This is a genomic window from Streptomyces sp. NPDC096013, from assembly GCF_044763565.1.
In the GTDB taxonomy this organism is placed as follows: Bacteria; Actinomycetota; Actinomycetes; order Streptomycetales; family Streptomycetaceae; genus Streptomyces.
The window spans coordinates 388080-403455 of the sequence record NZ_JBIWGK010000005.1 but is presented as its reverse complement, the minus strand read 5'-3'; the positions used below and the strand labels follow the sequence as shown (position 1 = coordinate 403455).

The window sequence follows — 15376 nt, the reverse complement described above, 5'->3', positions numbered from 1 at the left end:
GCCTGAAGTTTGGCCAGTCTTGCCCGGTGATTGATCAACCGTGAACGAACCTGTGAGATTTCCCGGGTGTTGCGCCGCCAATACCCGCAAGACTGAAGGAACTTGTCTGTCTTGCCATGCACATGAGGGCTCGCGGAAGCTGCTGTGCACTGCCGCCACGGCAGCCCCCCACCCCCTCGAATGACGGAGAGTCATGTCCCCGAGATCTTCCGCCGGGTTCGTTCTCGTCAGCGCCGCCGCCCTCACCGCCTCGCTCGCGACGCCCGCGCTCGCGGCCGCCCCGAGCACCGCGCACACCCCGGCGCAGCTCACCCAGGCCATAGCGAGCCACGAGAGTCACGCACTGCACGGGCTCGCGCGGTCCGGCAAGGTCAACGCCACCGTCTCCTCCACCAACTGGTCCGGCTACGCGGCCACCGGCTCGACCGGCGCGTACACCTCGGTCACCTCGTCCTGGACCCAGCCGAGCGTCAGCTGCTCCTCGGCCACCACGTACTCCTCGTTCTGGGTCGGACTCGACGGGTACAGCAACTCCGCGCTGGAGCAGACCGGTACGGAAGCCGACTGCATCGGCGGCAAGGCGACCTACGGCGCCTGGTGGGAGGTGCTGCCCGCCTCCGAGAGCGCGTACTCCGGTGTCACGGTCAAGGGCGGCGACAAGTTCACCGCGACGGTGACCTACTCCGGCTCGACCTTCACCATGACCCTCGCCGACTCCACCGAGGGCTGGACGAAGACCACCACGCACGCCGGCTCGTCCGGCTTCAAGAACGCCTCCGCCGAGGTCATCGCCGAGGCCCCCGAGGTCGGCGGCTCGGTCGCGAGCCTCGCCAACTTCGGCACCGTGAACTTCACCGGCGCCAAGGCGAACGGCAGCAACCTGGACACCTACGCGCCGAACGAGATCGTCATGACGAAGAGCGGCAGCTCCGCCGTGCGGGCTCAGCCGGGCTCGATCTCCGGCGGCAGCTTCGCCGACGTCTGGAAGGCCAGCTGACGCCTGCGGCGCGCTGGTCGGGGGGCTGTCGACGGAACGCCGTCGGCAGCCTCCGTCGTTGCACCGGCAAGCGCGAAGCGGCTGACGTGTAAAGGGGTGCGGCATCCCCGGCGCACCCCTGGCGCCCTTCCTCGATTCGTCCGGTTCACGCGGACATGAGCAGCCGTCCGCGCCTGGCGTACGCCAGTGCCTCGGGCGTGAGCACCGGACGCGGTACGACGATGCCGCAGTCCGTGCAGACCGGGCCCGAGGAGGGTTCGTGGGCCAGGTCGTACTTCCACTGGAGGCGCTCCCCGGCGCAGACCGGGCACACGGAACCCGGTTCGCGCTCCAGGGCGGCGATCAGCCGGCGCAGCACCTCGGCGAGTGGTTCATGGGGGTGGAGGCGTGGGTCGTCGCACCAGGCGACGCCGAAGCCGCCCCAGGTCAGCCGGTGCCAGTCGTCCACGGTGCCCGGGCGGCGGAGCCCGTCGTGCTTCTCCTTCTTGCGGCGCTCGGCGAATTCGACCTCGTAGGCGAGCCAGACCTTGCGCGCTTCCTCCAGTTCGTCCAGTGCGGCCACGAGCCGCGCCGGGTCGGGGGAGCGGTCCTCGGGTCCGAACCCGGCCCGGGAGCACAAGTGGTCCCAGGTCGCCCTGTGCCCATAAGGGGCGAACCGCTCAAGGCACTTGCGCAGCGAGTAGCGCCGAAGCGCCAGATCGCACCGAGGGTCTCGCACCTGTCTCGCCAGACTCCGGAAACCGGCCATCGCCCTGCACCTCCGTCACACCTGCACCTGTACTTCGGTCACCTCGGCGTCGTCGAACGGACGTCGCCGAATAGACGTATCGACAAGCGTTTTGGCTCCATCCGATTTCCGATGCCCCCCATAAGCCACTTGCCCCGATCCAAAACTTGACGCATGTTCATCTTCAATCTCGGGGATACCGGCGGTAACGTCCGGCCCCACCCCCTGTCGGTAGGAGCTGCCATGCCACGGCGCACCCCGCGTAACTTGCTCGACAGACTGAGAACTCCCGGCACATTCCCCGGGTTCCTGAAGACCGCATCCGTATGCGCCCTCGTTGCCGCCCTTTTGTCTCCTCTTGCCCAGGGGACGGCCTCGGCCGCGACGCCGTCGGCCGTGACCGCGTCGAACGACTACTGCGGCGGCCAGTGCTCGGACATCCTCCCGGCAGGCGAGAACGGCAACGCCACCCTCGCCCAGATCCTGCTGAACCAGGCCTTCGGTGTGCAGCCCGCGCACGCCGAGGACCAGCTCGGGCCCTACGCCAACCTGGCCACCGGCGCCTCCACGCTGACCGACGCGAAGATCAACAACTTCTTCAACGACGCCTCGTTCGGCGTCGCCTCCGACCAGGTCGCCTCGACCGAGAGCCCGAGCGGCCGCACCGATGTCACGATCGTCCGCGACAAGAAGACCGGTGTGCCGCACATCACAGGCACCACGCGCTACGGCACCGAGTACGGCGCCGGATACGCCGCCGCCGAGGACCGGCTGTGGCTGATGGACGTCTTCCGGCACGTCGGACGCGGCCAGCTGACCACGTTCGCGGGCGGCGCGGCCTCCAACCAGGGCCTTGAGCAGGAGTTCTACCGCAACGCCCCCTACACCGAGGCCGATCTTCAGTCCCAGATCGACAACGCCGTGGCCAACAACGGCGCCCGCGGCCAGCAGGCGCTCGCCGACGCCAACGCCTATCTGGCCGGCATCAACGCCTACATCGACGCCTCGGACAGCGGCCGCTACTTCCCCGGCGAGTACGTCCTCACCGGCCACAAGGACTCGATCACCAACGCGGGCACGATCGACCACTTCAAGATCACCGACCTGGTCGCCCTCGCCTCCGTGATCGGCACGCTCTTCGGCTCCGGCGGCGGCGGCGAGGTCAACAACGCGCTGTCGCTGATAGCCGCCCAGTCCAAGTACGGGGTGGAGGAGGGCACCAAGGTCTGGGAGTCGTTCCGCGAACGCAACGACCCCGAGGCCGTGGTCACCGTCCACAACGGCGAGAGCTTCCCGTACGCGACCAAGCCCACCACCGCCGTCGGCGCGGCGATGCCGGACGCCGGCTCCGTGGTCCAGCAGCCACTGGTCTACGACGCCACCGGCACCGGAGCCGGCGCGAGCGCCACCGCCGCCGCCAAGGCCGCGGCCACCACCACCCTCAGCTCGGCCAAGCGCGGGATGTCCAACGCCCTGGTGGTGAGCGGCAAGTACACCGCGAGCGGCCACCCGATCGCCGTCTTCGGGCCCCAAACGGGTTACTTCGCCCCGCAGTTGCTCATGCTCCAGGAGATCCAGGGCCCGGGCATCAGCGCCCGCGGCGCCTCCTTCGCGGGGCTGAGCATGTACGTCGAACTCGGGCGCGGCCAGGACTACTCGTGGAGCGCGACCACGTCCGGCCAGGACATCATCGACACCTACGCCGTCGAACTCTGCCAGGACGACTACCACTACCTCTTCCGCGGCACCTGCACCGCCATGGACGAGGTCCAGCAGGCCAACTCCTGGAAGCCGACCACCGCCGACGGCACCGCGGCCGGGTCGTACACCATGAAGGTCTGGAAGACGAAGTACGGGCCGGTCGAATACAGAGCCACGGTCGGCGGCAAAAAGGTCGCCTACACGACCCTGCGCTCCTCCTATATGCACGAGGCCGACTCGATCATCGGCTTCCAGATGCTCAACGACCCGGACTACGTGAAGAGTCCGCAGACCTTCCAGACCGCCGCGCAGCACATCAACTTCACGTTCAACTGGTTCTACGCCGACTCCCAGCACACCGCGTACTACAACAGCGGTGACAACCCGGTCCGCGCGAGCGGGGTCGACGCCGAGTTCCCGGTGTGGGCGCAGTCGGCCTACGAGTGGAAGAACTGGGACCCCGCCACCAACACCGCCGACTACACGCCGGCTTCGCAGCACCCGAACTCCATCGACCAGGACTACTACATCTCCTGGAACAACAAACAGGCCGACGACTACACCACCGCCTCCTGGGGCGACGGCTCGGTCCACCGCGGCAACCTGCTCGACGACCGCGTCAAAAAACTCGTCGCGGCGGGCGGTGTCACCAGAACCTCGCTCGTGAAGGCCATGTCGGACGCCTCCCTCGAAGACCTGCGCGCCGAGGACGTGCTGCCGAAACTCCTCCAGGTCATCAACAGCTCCACGGTGACCGACACCACCGCGGCGGCAGCGGTCGGCAAGCTCTCCGCGTGGGTCACGGCGGGCGCCAAGCGCACCGAGACGTCGGCCGGTTCGAAGACCTACGCCAACGCCGACGCGATCCGCATCCTGGACGCGTGGTGGCCCGCCCTCGTGCAGGCCGAGTTCCAGCCGGGCCTCGGCAGCGACCTGTACACGGCCTTCACCAACAACCTCTACATCGACGAGACCCCGTCGGCGGCGCACGGCCCGACCGGCGCCCACGCCGGCAGCTCCTTCCAGTACGGCTGGTGGAGCTACGTCGACAAGGACATCCGGGCGGTGCTCGGACAGACCGTGAAGGGCGGCCTCGCACAGGAGTACTGCGGCGGCGGCAGCCTCAGCGCCTGCCGGGACATCCTGATCAGCACCCTGAAGACCGCGGCCGGCCAGACGGCGGCCCAGGTCTACCCGGGCGACAGCCTGTGCTCGGCGGGTGACCAGTGGTGTGCCGACTCGATCGTCCAGCGCACCCTGGGCGGCATCAAGCACTCCAACATCAGTTGGCAGAACCGGCCCACCTTCCAGCAAGTGGTGGAGTACACGTCACACCGGTGACGCCGACGCGGCGGCGGGCCGGCCGATCCGGCCCGCCGCCAGCACCACCCGGGCGAGTTCCGGGTGCACGATGTCGCCGTGCGCCCCCGTGGGGGCCGCGCCGTGACAGACCACCGCGCACGCGTCGACGTTCACACAACCCGACGCGGGCAGCGCTGAGCCGAGCGCTTCGTCCAAGGTCAGCGACGGGGTGCCGGGCACCGCCCGCACCCCGTCGTGGCCCAGCGCGCCCCACTTGTCGCCCAACACCCGGACGAGGTCGTCGGCGGCGAACGAGCAGTCGTCGTCCGCCATCCGGGAGGCCAGCGGGTAGAGCGTGCCGAGCGCCGAGTCGAAGTGCGAGTAGCAGCACACCAACGGCCCGTCGACACGGTTCTGCTGCCCCTGCAGCACACCCCCGCTCCGCGCGTCCTCCGGCAGTCTGGCCGCGAACGCGTAGTGGGAGAAGGCCCCTTGGAGCAGCGTCACCGACTTCACCGAGCGCACCCCCTCGGGCAGCCCCCGCAGCGCGAACGACACCAGGCGCCCGCCGAAACTGTGCCCCACCAGATGCACCCGGACCTCCGGCGCCGCCGCCGCGAGCCGCCCGATCGCCGGGCCGAGCCCCCGCTCACCGACCGTGCCCGCCCGTCGCTTCATCGCGTAGTACGCCGCCTGCCGCAACAGCTCCCGCGCACCCTTCCACGGGTTCGGCAACGCGAACTTCTCCACCGGGCCGGTGGATCCGGGCGCGGTGAGCCGGTCCAGCGCCTGCGCGAACTGCCCGCACACCTCGGCCGTACAGCCCACGGCGAACATCCGGGGCTCGCACTGTGGCACCCCCTCCGCCAGCGTGTCCGCGCCGAACAGCGCCTGCGGGCCGGGCACCACCACCTCCACCAGCGTCCGCACCAGCCGCCCGAACTCCTCCAACTCCGCCTCCTGCGGCGGGTGTTGGTCCAGCATCCGGGCGATCTGGTCGATCACCGGGGCGTTGCCGGGGAAGGCGTCGAGGAGCGCGTGCCGGGTGTCGGCGTCGAGGGCGGGAGGCGTCACCGGCCGGGCCACGGTCGCCGGTGTCCGCGCGAAATCCGGAATCGGCTGGTCCGGAAACTCCATGGATGGCCAGATGACGCCCACGTACCCGAGCCTCGCCTTCGGTGCGAGGCGTGGAATCGGCGCGAAGAAGCGGCTGTAGAGCCGGGTCGCGCCGGCGCGTTGGTTGTTCCACCCGTGCGAGAAGACGATCAGGTCCTCCACCCCGCGCTGCCGCACCTCGTGCAGCAGTCGGTCGCGTTCTCCCTGGTCCACGTCTCCGTCCGCGTCGAAGGTCAACTCCCAGTAAGGGCTCACACTCATCGCCGGATCCGCCATGGCCGGCCCCCTTGGTCCCCGAAGTGGTGCGATGTGGGCGCATCGTCCCGCTACCGGTGAAGATTGGCCATACGTCGCGACTCACTTGTAGAGGAGATATTCAGTTCGAACCCGCCGGAACGCCCTCAACTCCTCCTGCCACTCCGCCACCACCTCGTCGGTGCCCGCGCCCGCGTCGATCGCCGTCCGCACCCGCGCGGACCCGGTGAGCTTGTCGATCCAGTTGTCCGAGCGCCAACCGAAGCCGCTCCAGACCCTCTTGGCGGTCACCAGCAGCGCGATGCCGGTACGCACGGGGTCGTAGGCGGCCCGGTCGTGGACGTGGATCTGGACCCCGCCGACCGTCCTGCCCTCGAACTTGGAGAACGTGGGGGCGAAGTAGGCCTCCCTGAAGTGCACGCCGGGCAGCTCGAGTTGATTCGCCGCCGCGGCCCAGCGTCCGTCGATGCCCTCCGCGCCGAGCAGTTCGAAGGGGCGGGTGGTGCCGCGCCCCTCGGACAGGTTCGTGCCCTCGAAGAGACACGTCCCCGAGTACACCAGCGCGGTGTCCGGCGTCGGCATGTTGGGGCTCGGCGGCACCCAGGGAAGCGACCAGGCGTCGTAGAACTCCGCACGCTTCCAGCCCGTCATCAATACGGTCTCCAGGGGGACCGGCTTCGTCAGGAACTCCCCGTTGAACAGTCGGGCCAGCTCGGCGACCGTCATGCCGTGGGCCTGGGCGATCGGCTGTCTGCCCACGAAGGTCGCGAACTCCCGGTGCAGGACCGGGCCTTGGGCCGAACGGCCGGACACCGGGTTGGGGCGGTCCAGGACGACGAAGCGTTTGCCGGCGAGTCCGGCCGCCTCCATGCAGTCGTAGAGGGTCCAGATGTACGTGTAGAAGCGGGCGCCCACGTCCTGGATGTCGAAGACGACGGTGTCCACGGCGGCGGTGGTGAAGATGTCGGCGAGGGGCCGGCCGCTCTTCAAGTACGTGTCGTAGACCGGGAGTTCGGTTGCCGGGTCGGTGTAGTGGCCCTCGGAGCCACCTGCCTGGGCGGTGCCCCGGAAGCCGTGTTCCGGGCCGAAGACCGCGACCAGGTCCACGTGCGGGTCCGCGTGCATCACGTCGACGATGTGGTGGGCGTCTCTGGTGACGCCGGTGGGGTTGGTGACGATGCCGACGCGCTGGTTTGCGAGCTGGGCGTAGTCGTGTGCGGCCAGTTGTTCGAAGCCGGTGTGGAAGGCGCGTGGCCTGGGGGACGTGGGGGCGAGGGTGGCCGCCGGGGTCGCTGCCAGGAGGGTTCGTCTTGTGAGGGGCATGTCGGCACGGTAGGGGTTGCCGCGCGGGGTTGGCAGGGTGCGGGCCGCATGCGGCCGGTCGCGCTCGCGCGGCGGAGCCGCTGATCGCTACGGCCCCGTGCCCCGATCGGGGCGACGGCCCTTCCGGTGTTACATACCGACCGGTTAGTCTGGCCGGGCAGTGGAGCCGCAGTCGAAGGAGACCGATGGTGGAAGCCGTTCAGGGTGCCGGGGTAGTCGTCACGGGGGCCGGGGGTGGCATCGGGGCCGCGCTCGCGCGGCGGTTCGCCGCCGAAGGGGCCCGGGTCGTGGTGAACGACCTCGATGGCGACCGGGCCAAGGCCGTCGCCGACGAGATCGGGGCCGTCGCCGTACCGGGGGACGCCTCCGCCGTCATCGGTGACGCCCGCGACGCCCTCGGTGGCACCGTCGACGTCTACTGCGCCAACGCCGGGGTCGGCTCCGGCGGATCGGAAGCCGCCGGTGAGGACGTCTGGGCGCAGGCCTGGGACGTCAACGTCATGGCTCATGTGCGGGCCGCCGAGGCGCTGATCCCGGGCTGGCTGGAGCGGGGCGGCGGCCGGTTCGTGTCGACCGTGTCGGCGGCCGGGCTGCTCACCATGATCGGGGCCGCGCCGTACAGCGTCACCAAGCACGGGGCGTACGCCTTCGCCGAGTGGCTGTCGTTGACGTACCGCCACCGGGGGATCAAGGTCCACGCGATCTGCCCCCAGGGGGTGCGCACCGACATGCTGGCCGCCACCGGCAGCGCGGGTGACCTGGTGCTCCAGCCGACCGCGATCGAGCCCGACGTCGTCGCCGACGCGCTGATGAAGGGGATCGCGGAGGAGCGGTTCCTGATCCTGCCGCATCCCGAGGTCGCGGGCTACTACCAGGCCAGGGCCGCCGAACCGGACCGCTGGCTGACCACCATGAACCACATCCAGCAGAAGTGGGAGGCCGGAGAGTGACCGACTCCCTGTATGCCGCCAAGCCGTGGGTGGCACTCCTCAACGAGGCCCAGCGAGGACCCGTCAGCCCGGACGACTCCCTGGTACACGCCCTGCGCCGGGTGGTCGGCGAGACGCCCGACAGCACCTTTCTCACCTACTTCGACGGGCGGCTCAGCTACCGCGAGGTCGACGCGCTGAGCGACTCCGTCGCCGGGCATCTCGCCGCGCGCGGGCTGGAGCGCGGCGACCGGGTCGCCGTGCTGCTCCAGAACTCGCCGCACTTCGTGATCGCCCTGCTCGGTGCCTGGAAGGCGGGCGCGATCGTCGTGCCCGTCAACCCGATGTACAAGTCGGGGGAGGTCACCCATGTCCTGCGGGACGGTGAGGTGGCCGCGCTGATCTGTACCGACCGCGCGTGGGAGTCGTATCTGCGCGAGACGGCCGCCGGGTCCCCGGTGCGGATCGTGCTCACCGCCTGCGAGCTGGATTTCCAGACGCGCGACGACGCGCGCGTGCTCACCTTCGAGCGGCTCCCGCAGGCCGCCGACGCCGAGGACCTGGTGGCCGTCGCGCAGGCCGGTCACCAGGCGCCCGCCGGGCGTGAACCGGCGCCCGCGGACATCGCGTTGATCAGTTACACCTCGGGGACGAGCGGTGCCCCCAAGGGCGCCACCAACACCCACGCCAACATCCTGTACAACGCCGAACGGCAGCGCACCGGGCTCGGGCTGCCGGACGCGCCCGTGTACTTCGCGATGGCGCCGCTGTTCCACATCACCGGGATGGTCTGCCAGCTCGCCGCCTCCCTCGTCAGCGGGGGCTCGCTGGTGCTGGTGTACCGGTTCGAGGGCGGGGTCGTCCTCGACGCGTTCGCCGAGCACAGGCCGCACTACACGGTCGGCCCGTCCACCGCCTTCATGGCGCTCGCCGCGCACCCGGCCGTCACCCCGGACCACTTCGCGTCCTTCCGGAACATCTCCTCCGGCGGTGCCCCGGTGCCGCCCGCGCTGGTGGAGAAGTTCCGGGCCGGCTTCGGGCCGTACATCCGCAACGGCTACGGCCTCACCGAGTGCACCGCGCCCTGCGCCTCCGTACCGCCCGACCTTGAGGCGCCCGTCGACCAGGCGTCCGGGACGCTGGCCGTGGGCGTGCCGGGGCCCGACACCGTCGTACGGATCGTCGACGACCAGGGCGCTGAGGTGCCCTTCGGGGAACAGGGCGAGATCGTCGTGCGCGGGCCGCAGGTCGTGCCCGGGTACTGGCGGCGCCCCGAGGCCACCGCCGAGACCTTCCCGGACGGCGAGCTGCGCACCGGCGACATCGGGTTCATGGACCCGCAGGGCTGGCTGTACGTCGTCGACCGCAAGAAGGACATGATCAACGCGTCCGGCTTCAAGGTGTGGCCGCGCGAGGTCGAGGACGTGCTGTACACCCATCCGGCGGTGCGCGAGGCAGCCGTCGTCGGGGTGCCCGACGGGTATCGCGGCGAGACCGTGAAGGCCTACATCAGCCTCCGGCCGGGCGTCGAGACCGACCCGGATGAACTCGCCGTGTACTGCAAGGAGAGACTGGCCGCCTACAAATATCCGCGCCAGGTGGAGATCCTGCCCGACCTGCCGAAGACGGCAAGTGGGAAGATCCTCCGGCGGGAACTGCGTTCCCGGTCGCACGACAGCGCGTGAACAGTCAGAAAAGGCAGGTGGCGGCAGTGCCCAGGACGACCGACGGAGACGGGGCCCCTGTCCCGCAGCGGCTCCTCGCCGCCGCCACCAGGCTGTTCGCCGAGCAGGGCTACGACCGCACCTCGGTGCAGGAGATCGTCGAGGCCGCGGGCGTCACCAAGGGGGCGCTCTACCACTACTTCGGCTCCAAGGACGACCTCCTGCACGAGGTGTACGCGCGTGTGCTGCGCCTCCAGCAGGAGCGTCTGGAGGTGTTCGCGACGGCCGAGGAGCCGGTCGAGAAGCGTTTGCGCGACGCGGCGGCGGACGTCGTGGTGACGACGATCGACAACCTCGACGACGCGTCGATCTTCTTCCGGTCCATGCACCACCTGAGCCCGGAGAAGAACAAGCAGGTGCGCGCCGAGCGCCGCCGCTACCACGAGCGCTTCCGCGGACTCGTGGAGGAGGGCCAGCGCGAGGGCGTCTTCTCCACGGCGACCCCGGCGGACCTCGTCGTCGACTACCACTTCGGCTCGGTCCACCACCTGTCGACGTGGTACCGCCCGGGCGGCCCGCTCACCCCGCAGGAGGTCGCCGACCACCTGGCGGATCTGCTGCTGCGGGCGCTGCGACCGTAGGCCTACGGCTCGGAGGGCGGCCTCAGACCCGCCTCCCGCGCCCACGCCGCCGCCTCCGCGCGATCGGCGACGCCCAGCTTGGCCAGGACCGCCGACATGTGGTTGCTGACCGTCTTCGGGGACAGGCCCAGGCGGGCGGCCACGGTCGAGTTGGGCTGGCCGGCGGCGATCAGGGCGAGGACGTCGCGTTCGCGTGGGGTGAGGGTCGGGCAGGGGTCGGGGCGGTCCGGGGGCCTGCTCAAGTGGCCGAGCACGCGCCTCGCGACACCGGGGCCGAAGATCGCCTCGCCCGCCGCCACCGCCCGGATCGCCCGGACGATCTCGTCCTGGCCCGCGCCCTTGAGGACATAGCCCAGGGCGCCCGCCCGCATCGCGGCGAACACCGAGTCGTCCTCCTCGACCATCGTGAGCATCAGTACGGCGACCCCGGGCGCCACCCGGCCGATCTCACGGGTCGCCTCGATGCCGTTCAGGCCGGGCATCCGGATGTCCATCACCACCACATGCGGATGCAGGGTCACCGCCGCCCGCACCGCCTCCCGGCCACTCGCGGCGACCCCGACCACCCGCACGCGCGGGGTCCCGTCCCGCACGGACTCCAGGAGCGCGGCCAGCCCGGTGCGGACCACCGGGTGATCGTCGGCGAGCACGACCCGCAGCTCGTCCCCGGCGCCCTCGCTCCCGGCTTCCCGTGCCGTCACAGCGCCTCTCCCAACGGCAGCGTCGCCACCACCCGCCCCTGCCCCGCCACACACCGCCCGCCCAGCTCCGCCGCGCGCTCCTGCATCGACGTGATGCCCACGCCCGGTGTCCACGCGGTCTCCTCGTCCACCGGCGATCCGTCGTCGCACACCTCCAGGCGCAGCCCCTCGCCGATCTCGATGCTCAGGTCCACCCGGGAGGCGCGGGCGTGCCGGGCCGCGTTGGTCAGCGCCTCGATCGCGATGCGGTACGCGGCCACCTCCACCGCGGCGGGCAGCGCGGGCAGCCGCTCCGGTGCCTCGAACCGCACCTGGAGCGGAACGCCGTCCGCCCGCCAGGACAGCCGCACCGCGCGTTCCCGCAGCGCGCCCAGCAGCCCCAACTGGTCCAGGTCCGGCGGCCGTAGACCATCCACGAGGCGGCGCACCTCCGCGACCGCGCCGCCGACCTCGGACCGCAACTCGGTGAGCAGTACCGCCGCCCGCTCCGGATCGAACGTGAGCAGGTTCCGTACGGCGTCCGCCTGGAAGGCCGCCCCCGCGAGGGTCGGTCCGAGCCCGTCGTGCAGATCGCGGCGGATGCGGCGGCGTTCCTCCTCGCGCGCGGCCACGATGCGCTCGCGGGAGTGCTGCAACTGCCGGGTGAGGTCGGTGGCGTGCAGGGCGGCGGCCAGCGGTACGGCGAGCAGCTCCAGGACCGCGAGGTCGGCCGTGTCGGGTTGCTGTTCGCCGGGGCGCAGCCCGATCACCAGCGCGCCCACGGTCCGGCCGTCGTAGTCCAGCGGTATGGCATGGATGTGTTCTCCCGGTTCGCCCCAACTCCCGTCCGTCACCCCGGACTTCGACTCCACGCAGACGTACGGCAGCCGCAGTGCCTCGCCGACCGCCTCCGGGACCGCGTCGACGCCGGTGCCGGCCAGCCGTTCGCCGATGCGGGAGACCGCGCGCACCGGGTCGTGCCGGTCGCCGTACAGGGCGTGGTCGACCATGCGCTGGAGGAGGCGGCGGGCGGGTTCGAAGGCGGCGGCGAGGGTGACGGCGATCAACGCCGGTCCCAGCAGCGCGGGGTCGGGGTTGAGGAGAGCCTGGAGGACGGTGACGAGACCGGCGTAGGCGACGGCCACGCCGATCGTGAGCGCGCCGTAGAGCAGGCTGCGGGAGACGACGAGGCGGATGTCGAGCAGCTCCTCGCGGACCACGGCGATCATGATGGCGGTCGGCAGGAACAGGGTGCAGCAGGACGTGTAGACCGCTGGGAAGCCCATGATCTGCACGGCCACGCTCAGCGCCAGCGGCAGCATTCCCGCGATCAGCCACAGAAGCCGGCGGCGGTCCTGTTCGGCGCCGCGCCGGTAGCGGACGGACATGACCGCGAACACCGCGGTCAGCACCAGACAGGCCTTCGCGGTCTCGATGTCGCGCAGGACGGGCATCCAGTCGTCCGGCACCGGAAGGTACGACGGCTGGGCCGGTGTGCCGCGGAACAGTCCCCAGTCGTCGCGCGCCCAGATCGCGAAGTCCAGCGGGGAGGACAGGAGTTGGGCGACCAGGGCCCAGCGCCAGCGGCGGTCGGGCAGGTGGCCGTCCGGGAACAGGAAGAACACGAGCACGAACGCCGTGGAGCTGCCGAAGATCCAGGTGTGGCGGCCCACGGTGGTGAGCGCGTGCAGCAACTCCGGTGACCAGCCCAGCCGCAGGCCCTCGACGGCCAGCCCGATCGACAGCCCGGTGAAGGCGTGGCCGAGCCCGTACGCGATCAGCAGCCAGCCGATGGGGTTGCGCGGCCGGTGCAGCGCGATCACCGTGCCGCAGACCGGATAGGCCAGGCCGACCGCGAGGTCGACGACCATGTCGTAGCGGATCACATCCGCCGCGGAGACCCCGGCCGCCGCCAACGCGACCGCCCCGACGGCAACTTGGAGTGCCGCGAGCCCCAGCAGCACGTACGCCGTCGTCGGGCGGAGCCGGGTGCGGCCGTCACGGTCGTCCATGTGTCCCATCGTGGGGGCGCGGAGCCCGGGTGTCCCGGGAACGCTTCCTGGTCCACCCGGGAGAAGTCCCCGGCGCCGCCCGAGGCCTTCCCCTCAACTCCCGGCCCCCGGCGGCGCGATGCTCAGGGCAGCGGAACGGCGGGCCCACCGCCGGACCGACCGACCGGAACCAACGGGGGAAACACCATGCTGTCGACGAAGCGACGCCTGACCGGCGTTGTCCTGGGCTCCCTGCTCGCCCTCGGCGGAACGGCCGCGGTACCGGCCGCCGCGCAGACACCGACCCGCGCCGGATGCGGCATCGCGGTCAACGAGCCCCACATCTACCAGCGTTGGAGCGCGCTCGGCGGAGCCGGCGGCTGGCTGGGCTGCCCGACCAGCGGCACCCGGGACGTGTACCTGAACAACGTCTACGCCGGCAAGCGCCAGTACTTCACCTACGGCACCGCCACCTGGTCGCCGCGCCAGGGCTCGAACATGGTCGTCGCCGCGTGGGAGGACCGGGGCTACGCCTACTTCAACTGGGGCACGACGGCCCCGGAGCACCACTACGACTCGTTCCTGGTCCGCTGGACGAGCGCCTCCGACCCCGGGGGCACCCAGCGCGAGTTCAGCGGCAGCACGTCCGGCCGGATCCGGGTGCTGGAGCGGAACACCGGCGCCTACGTCTTCACCGTCGAGGGCTGCGACATCGGCACCTTCGGCCACACCTGCCGCGAGGGCTGGACGCTGAGGGCGAGCACGCCCAACTGACCATCACCTCGGGGGAACGGGGCTGGAAGGGTGCGACCACCCTTCCAGCCCCGCACATGCCTACAGGTACTTCTTCAACTCCCGGCGCGCCAGTGACCGTTGGTGCACCTCGTCCGGGCCGTCGGCCAGCATCAGGGTGCGGGCGCTCGCGTACAGCTCGGCCAGCGGGAAGTCCTGGCTCACCCCGCCCGCGCCGTGCAGCTGGATCGCCTTGTCGAGGATGCCGACGACCGTGCGGGGCGTGGCGATCTTGATGGCCTGGATCTCCGTGTGGGCACCCTTGTTGCCGACGGTGTCCATCATCCAGGCCGTCTTCAGGACCAGCAGCCGCAGCTGCTCCACGGCGACCCGCGCGTCCGCGATCCAGTTGTGGACGACGCCCTGCTGGGCCAGCGCCTTGCCGAACGCGACGCGGGAGACGGCGCGTTGACACATCAGCTCGATCGCCCGCTCGGCCATGCCGATCAGCCGCATGCAGTGGTGGATCCGGCCGGGACCCAGCCGCGCCTGGGCGATGGCGAAGCCGCCGCCCTCCTCGCCGATCAGATTCGTCACCGGCACCCGCGCGTGGTCGAAGACGACCTCGGCGTGGCCGCCGTGCGAGTGGTCCTCGTAGCCGAAGACCCGCATCGCCCGCTTGACGGTGACACCGGGGGTGTCGCGCGGGACCAGGACCATGGACTGCTGGCGGCGCGGGTCGGCGCCGTCCGGGTCCGTCTTGCCCATCACGATGAAGATCTTGCAGTCCGGGTTCATCGCCCCGGAGATGTACCACTTGCGGCCGGTGATGACGTAGTCGTCGCCGTCCCGCTCGATGAGGGTGGTGATGTTCGTGGCGTCCGAGGAGGCCACCTCCGGCTCGGTCATCGCGAACGCCGAGCGGATCTCACCGGCGAGCAGCGGCTCCAGCCACTGCTTCTTCTGCTGTTCGTCGGCGAACTGGTGCAACACCTCCATGTTGCCGGTGTCCGGCGCCGCGCAGTTCAGCGCGGTGGGCGCCAAGTGCGGGGAACGGCCGGTGATTTCGGCGAGCGGCGCGTACTGGAGGTTGGTCAGGCCGCCGCCGTACTCGGCGTCGGGCAGGAAGAGGTTCCACAGGCCCTGCCTGCGGGCCTCCGCCTTCAACTCCCCTACGACGGCGGGGGTGTCCCAGGGCGAGGCGAGCCGGGCGCGCTGCTCCTCGGCGACGGGCTCGGCCGGATAGACGTACTCGTCCATGAAGGCCAGGAGCTTGGCGCGCAGTTCCTCGGTGCGTGCGTCGTACGCGAAGTCCATG

General features: G+C 70.7%; 12 protein-coding genes. 6 read left to right on the top strand and 6 right to left on the bottom strand.

Going from position 1 to position 15376, the window contains the following annotated elements:
• Positions 1-193 precede the first annotated feature (193 nt).
• Complete coding sequence (locus ACIRB1_RS19910) at positions 194-997, top strand: G1 family glutamic endopeptidase (RefSeq protein WP_403466393.1); 804 nt, start codon at positions 194-196, stop codon at positions 995-997.
• Between the two features lie 145 nt (positions 998-1142).
• On the opposite strand, the gene ACIRB1_RS19905 is transcribed toward ACIRB1_RS19910, so the two are convergent.
• Positions 1143-1745: a hypothetical protein gene (locus tag ACIRB1_RS19905; protein ID WP_352180221.1), complete on the bottom strand. Its 603-nt coding sequence runs from the start codon at positions 1743-1745 to the stop codon at positions 1143-1145.
• 222 nt (positions 1746-1967) lie between these two features.
• Here ACIRB1_RS19905 and ACIRB1_RS19900 point away from each other — a divergent pair, with 222 nt between their 5' ends.
• Positions 1968-4766 carry a penicillin acylase family protein gene (locus ACIRB1_RS19900; RefSeq protein WP_352180222.1) on the top strand — a complete coding sequence of 933 codons (2799 nt, stop codon included), beginning with the start codon at positions 1968-1970 and terminating at the stop codon, positions 4764-4766.
• On the opposite strand, the gene ACIRB1_RS19895 is transcribed toward ACIRB1_RS19900, so the two are convergent.
• Together ACIRB1_RS19895 and ACIRB1_RS19890 are read right to left on the bottom strand one after the other, a co-directional pair.
• Entirely contained in the window at positions 4755-6119 is a 1365-nt protein-coding gene (locus ACIRB1_RS19895; protein ID WP_403466392.1) for a serine-threonine protein kinase, read from the bottom strand. The two genes, ACIRB1_RS19900 and ACIRB1_RS19895, sit on opposite strands and share 12 nt — an antisense overlap.
• Before the next feature lie 81 nt (positions 6120-6200).
• Positions 6201-7421, bottom strand: coding sequence for an exo-beta-N-acetylmuramidase NamZ domain-containing protein (locus ACIRB1_RS19890; protein WP_403466391.1), 1221 nt, complete (start codon positions 7419-7421; stop codon positions 6201-6203).
• A gap of 185 nt (positions 7422-7606) precedes the next feature.
• Between ACIRB1_RS19890 and ACIRB1_RS19885 the strand changes: the two genes are divergently transcribed.
• Genes ACIRB1_RS19885 through ACIRB1_RS19875 form a run of 3 tightly spaced genes read left to right on the top strand, consistent with a single transcriptional unit; the run spans position 7607 to position 10655 of the window.
• Positions 7607-8371: an SDR family oxidoreductase gene (locus ACIRB1_RS19885; protein ID WP_352180225.1), complete on the top strand. Its 765-nt coding sequence runs from the start codon at positions 7607-7609 to the stop codon at positions 8369-8371.
• Complete coding sequence (locus ACIRB1_RS19880; RefSeq protein ID WP_403466390.1) at positions 8368-10035, top strand: class I adenylate-forming enzyme family protein; 1668 nt, start codon at positions 8368-8370, stop codon at positions 10033-10035. The genes ACIRB1_RS19885 and ACIRB1_RS19880 overlap by 4 nt, the downstream gene beginning before the upstream one ends.
• A 26-nt stretch (positions 10036-10061) precedes the next feature.
• The gene (locus ACIRB1_RS19875) at positions 10062-10655 is read left to right on the top strand and encodes a TetR/AcrR family transcriptional regulator (protein WP_352180227.1); all 594 of its coding nucleotides are present in this window, start codon (positions 10062-10064) and stop codon (positions 10653-10655) included.
• 2 nt (positions 10656-10657) lie between these two features.
• Here ACIRB1_RS19875 and ACIRB1_RS19870 read toward each other — a convergent pair whose 3' ends face one another.
• Both ACIRB1_RS19870 and ACIRB1_RS19865 read right to left on the bottom strand, forming a co-directional pair.
• Positions 10658-11356, bottom strand: a complete 699-nt coding sequence (locus ACIRB1_RS19870) for a response regulator (protein ID WP_403466389.1) — start codon at positions 11354-11356, stop codon at positions 10658-10660.
• Positions 11353-13347: a sensor histidine kinase gene (locus ACIRB1_RS19865; protein WP_403466388.1), complete on the bottom strand. Its 1995-nt coding sequence runs from the start codon at positions 13345-13347 to the stop codon at positions 11353-11355. Before ACIRB1_RS19865 ends, ACIRB1_RS19870 begins: the two co-directional genes overlap by 4 nt.
• Positions 13348-13533: 186 nt before the next feature.
• Here ACIRB1_RS19865 and ACIRB1_RS19860 point away from each other — a divergent pair, with 186 nt between their 5' ends.
• On the top strand, positions 13534-14100 hold the full coding sequence (locus ACIRB1_RS19860) for a hypothetical protein (protein WP_403466387.1): 567 nt from the start codon (positions 13534-13536) through the stop codon (positions 14098-14100).
• Between the two features lie 60 nt (positions 14101-14160).
• On the opposite strand, the gene ACIRB1_RS19855 is transcribed toward ACIRB1_RS19860, so the two are convergent.
• A complete protein-coding gene (locus tag ACIRB1_RS19855; RefSeq protein WP_403466386.1) occupies positions 14161-15375 on the bottom strand; it encodes an acyl-CoA dehydrogenase family protein in 1215 nt (404 codons plus the stop codon).
• Position 15376: the final 1 nt, after the last annotated feature.